The sequence below is a fragment of the Herminiimonas sp. genome (assembly GCF_030645555.1).
Taxonomy (GTDB): Bacteria; Pseudomonadota; Gammaproteobacteria; order Burkholderiales; family Burkholderiaceae_D; genus Oxalicibacterium.
Genome location: NZ_JAUSME010000072.1, coordinates 1 through 3,555 on the forward strand (window position 1 = coordinate 1; position 3,555 = coordinate 3,555).

3 protein-coding genes are annotated in these 3,555 nt (G+C 56.5%); 2 read left to right on the top strand and 1 reads right to left on the bottom strand.

The features are described from left to right. Positions 1-1,119, top strand: a 1,119-nt coding sequence (locus Q7T06_RS02970; RefSeq protein ID WP_304779893.1) for an MFS transporter, incomplete at its 5' end; no start/stop codon positions are given. On the opposite strand, the gene Q7T06_RS02975 is transcribed toward Q7T06_RS02970, so the two are convergent. After that, the gene (locus Q7T06_RS02975; RefSeq protein WP_304779896.1) at positions 1,073-1,576 is read right to left on the bottom strand and encodes a ribonucleotide reductase subunit alpha; all 504 of its coding nucleotides are present in this window, start codon (positions 1,574-1,576) and stop codon (positions 1,073-1,075) included. The genes Q7T06_RS02970 and Q7T06_RS02975 overlap by 47 nt on opposite strands. Positions 1,577-1,896: 320 nt before the next feature. On the opposite strand from Q7T06_RS02975, the gene Q7T06_RS02980 reads away from it, so the two are divergent. Beyond that, on the top strand, positions 1,897-3,555 hold a 1,659-nt coding region (locus tag Q7T06_RS02980; protein WP_304779900.1), incomplete at its 3' end, for a molybdopterin-dependent oxidoreductase.

Here is a 3,555-nt window from a genome sequence, read left to right on the forward strand (position 1 = left end):
TTCGGTGGGCGCAAATGGACCACGATATCGACGGCTTCGCTGCTGATTCCAGCCATAGGCATAGGTTACGCGGTGCAGGATCTCAACACCAGTTATCCAACCATGCTGGTGCTGGCCTTGCTGTGCGGTTTCGGCGGCGGCAACTTTGCCTCGTCGATGGCGAATATCAGTTTTTTCTATCCAAAAGCGCAAAAGGGTTTTGCACTCGGCATGAATGCCGGCCTGGGTAACCTGGGTGTATCGGCCGTGCAGTTCGTGGTGCCGCTGGTGATTACAGCCGGCGTGTTCGGCGCACTCGGCGGTGAGCCGCAAAGCTGGATCAAGAGTGGCGTGACCAAGCAGATGTGGCTGCAGAATGCGGGTTTCATCTGGGTGCCCTTTATTGCGGCGACCGCCTTGATCGCCTGGTTCGGCATGAATGATCTGGCGACCGCCAAGGCTTCTTTTTCCGAGCAGGCAGTGATCTTCAAGCGCAAGCACAACTGGCTGATGTGCTGGTTGTACACCGGCACTTTCGGTTCCTTCATCGGTTATTCAGCTGCCTTCCCGTTGCTGATCAAGACCGCGTTCCCGGATGTCAATCCCTTGCAGTATGCTTTCCTCGGACCTCTGGTCGGGGCGCTGGCGCGTGTCGCAGGCGGTGTGATTTCCGACAAGCTGGGCGGCGCCCGCGTGACGCTGTGGACTTTCTTCCTGATGATAGGCGCAGTGATGGGCGTGATTTATTTCCTGCCGCATGGTGATGTACCTGCCAATTTCTGGGGCTTCTTCAGCATGTTCATGCTGTTGTTTGCCGGCACCGGCATCGGCAATGCATCGACCTTCCGCATGATCCCGGTGATCTTCTTGACTGCACGTCAGCGTGATGCGGCAGGCAAGGGCGCAGCAGCGCAACAGCAGGCGATCATCGATGCCAACAAGGAAGGCGCAGCCGTGCTGGGCTTTACTTCGGCAGTGGCAGCCTACGGTGCATTCTTCATACCGAAAAGCTATGGCACTTCGATCGCATTGACCGGCAGCCCGGTGGCTGCGCTCTGGTGCTTCATCGGTTTTTACGTTACTTGCATAGGCATTACCTGGTGGTGCTATGCACGCAAGAATGCCGACATGCCTTGCTAGATGCTTGCAGCGCTGACAGGCAAAAAAATGGCACGCCGCGGCGTGCCATTTTTTCGTTTACCGCATCAATGTCGCCTGCGCGATTGAAGGCGAGGAAGGCGCCGAGCTGGCCGGTCGTGATCGCTTCCACCATTTTTTTCAGTGGTGCTTCTGCCGCGTCGCTGGCCGGCACCTGGCCATTTTGTCCCGACATGCTGGAGACGAAGACGACATCCCAGTGGGTGCCAGTGTGTTGCGATTCCTCTACCAGTGCGGCAAAGGTGCTCAATTCGGCCGGCAGCTTGTCCACGCACATCAAAGGCGTCAGGGTGCCGCCGCGGTTTTCTGAAAAACGCTGTTGTTCAGCCTTGCCGGCATCGTTGGGCAAGCCGGCTTGTGCAAAGGCAAACAGCAGGCGTTGCGGCTGGGCCTGGGTAGCGGCTTCTTTCAATAAATCGTCATAACTGGAAATACTCATGAGTACGTTTCTTTCGGCAAGCAAGTGGATTGGTGGGATCGGATATTTCAATTGAAAATCATTCGCGTCGCAACGCCAGTCTGCGCCTATCAGACCTGTGCAATATACGGCTATCAATCATGTATACCGCAGATAGCGTCAGCGTCTCCATAGTCACAAAGTACTAGGGTGGCTTAGTCCTTATCGAAGCGCCGAACAGACTTCTTGCTAATACCCAAGCCAGGGCGTGCTGCGTAGACTTCCTGCATCGACGTTCAATACATCAGTTTTTGCGACGTTTTTATTTCCAGCACCGGTAACGGTGCACGTGTGGAGGCAGCATGAGTCATTTTCTGGATCGTCTGAAGTTCTTCAACAAGCCGCAAGAAAGCTTTTCCAACGGCCACGGTACGGTAGTCGACGAAGACCGTACCTGGGAAAAATCCTACCGCCAGCGCTGGCAGCATGACAAGATCGTGCGCTCCACCCACGGCGTGAACTGTACCGGCTCCTGCAGCTGGAAAGTCTACGTAAAGAATGGCTTGATCACGTGGGAAACCCAGCAAACCGATTATCCACGTACCCGTCCCGATCTGCCTAATCATGAACCGCGTGGTTGCCCGCGCGGCGCCAGCTATTCCTGGTATGTGTACTCGGCGCAGCGCGTCAAGTATCCAATGGTGCGCGGCCGCCTGATGGAAATGTGGCGTGATGCACGCGTGACGATGTCGCCGGTGCAGGCATGGGAATACATCAGCCAGAATCCGGAACGTGCAGCAAGATACAAATCAGTGCGCGGCCTGGGCGGCTTTGTGCGCGGCAAATGGGATGAGGTCAATGAAATCATCGCTGCCGCCAACGCCTTCACGATCAAGAAATACGGTCCGGATCGCGTGGTCGGCTTTTCGCCTATCCCTGCGATGTCCATGGTCAGTTACGCTGCCGGCACCCGCTACCTGTCGCTGATAGGCGGCGTGGCCTTGAGCTTCTATGACTGGTACTGCGATTTGCCGCCAGCCAGCCCGCAAGTGTGGGGCGAGCAAACCGATGTGCCGGAATCGGCAGACTGGTACAACTCGACTTACCTGATGGTGTGGGGTTCCAACGTGCCGATGACACGCACGCCGGATGCTCACTTCTATACCGAAGTGCGTTACAAGGGCACCAAGACCGTCGCCGTCTCATCGGATTTCGGCGAAATGGCCAAGTTCGGCGATATCTGGCTGGCACCGAAGCAGGGCACCGATGCTGCGCTGGCCATGGCGATGGGCCATGTGATCCTGAAGGAATACCACGCCACCGGCAAATCCGCTTATTTCCGCGGCTACGCCAAGCAATACACCGATTTCCCTATGCTGGTGCTGTTGAAGGAAAAGAATGGCGCGCTGGTGCCGGACTACTTCCTGCGCGCTTCGCATCTGGCCAACAATCTGGATGAAACCAACAATCCGGACTGGAAAACCCTGGTCATCGATGAAGCCAGCGGCGACATCAGTGCACCGGCCGGTTCCATCGGTTTCCGCTGGGGCGAATCCGGCAAATGGAATCTGGAACAGAAAGCCGGCACCAGCGGCAAGCCTATCGATCCCTTGCTGTCGCTGATCGATTGCAGCGATGAAGTGACCGCTGTCGGCTTCCCTTACTTCGGCGGCAAGGATGCCGAAGACATGTTGCTGCGCAATGTGCCGATCAAGAAAATCCAGCTGGCAGACGGCAGTATCGCTACCGTCGCCACCGTGTATGACTTGACGATGGCCAACTACGGTGTAGACCGTGGTCTGGGTGGCGGCAATGTCGCAAAAGATTTCAGCGACGATGTGCCTTACACACCAGAATGGCAAGTCAAGCATACCGGCGTGAAAGCTGCCGATGTGATCACCGTGGCACGTGAATTCGCCGACAACGCCGACAAGACCCAGGGCAAGAGCATGGTGATCGTCGGTTCGGCGCTGAACCACTGGTATCACATGGACATGACCTATCGCGGCATCATCAACATG

What these genes read in the sequence shown, in the direction of transcription:
- Q7T06_RS02975 (WP_304779896.1), bottom strand. Translation starts at nt 1,576, where the DNA reads ATGAGTATTTCCAGTTATGACGATTTATTGAAAGAAGCCGCTACCCAG.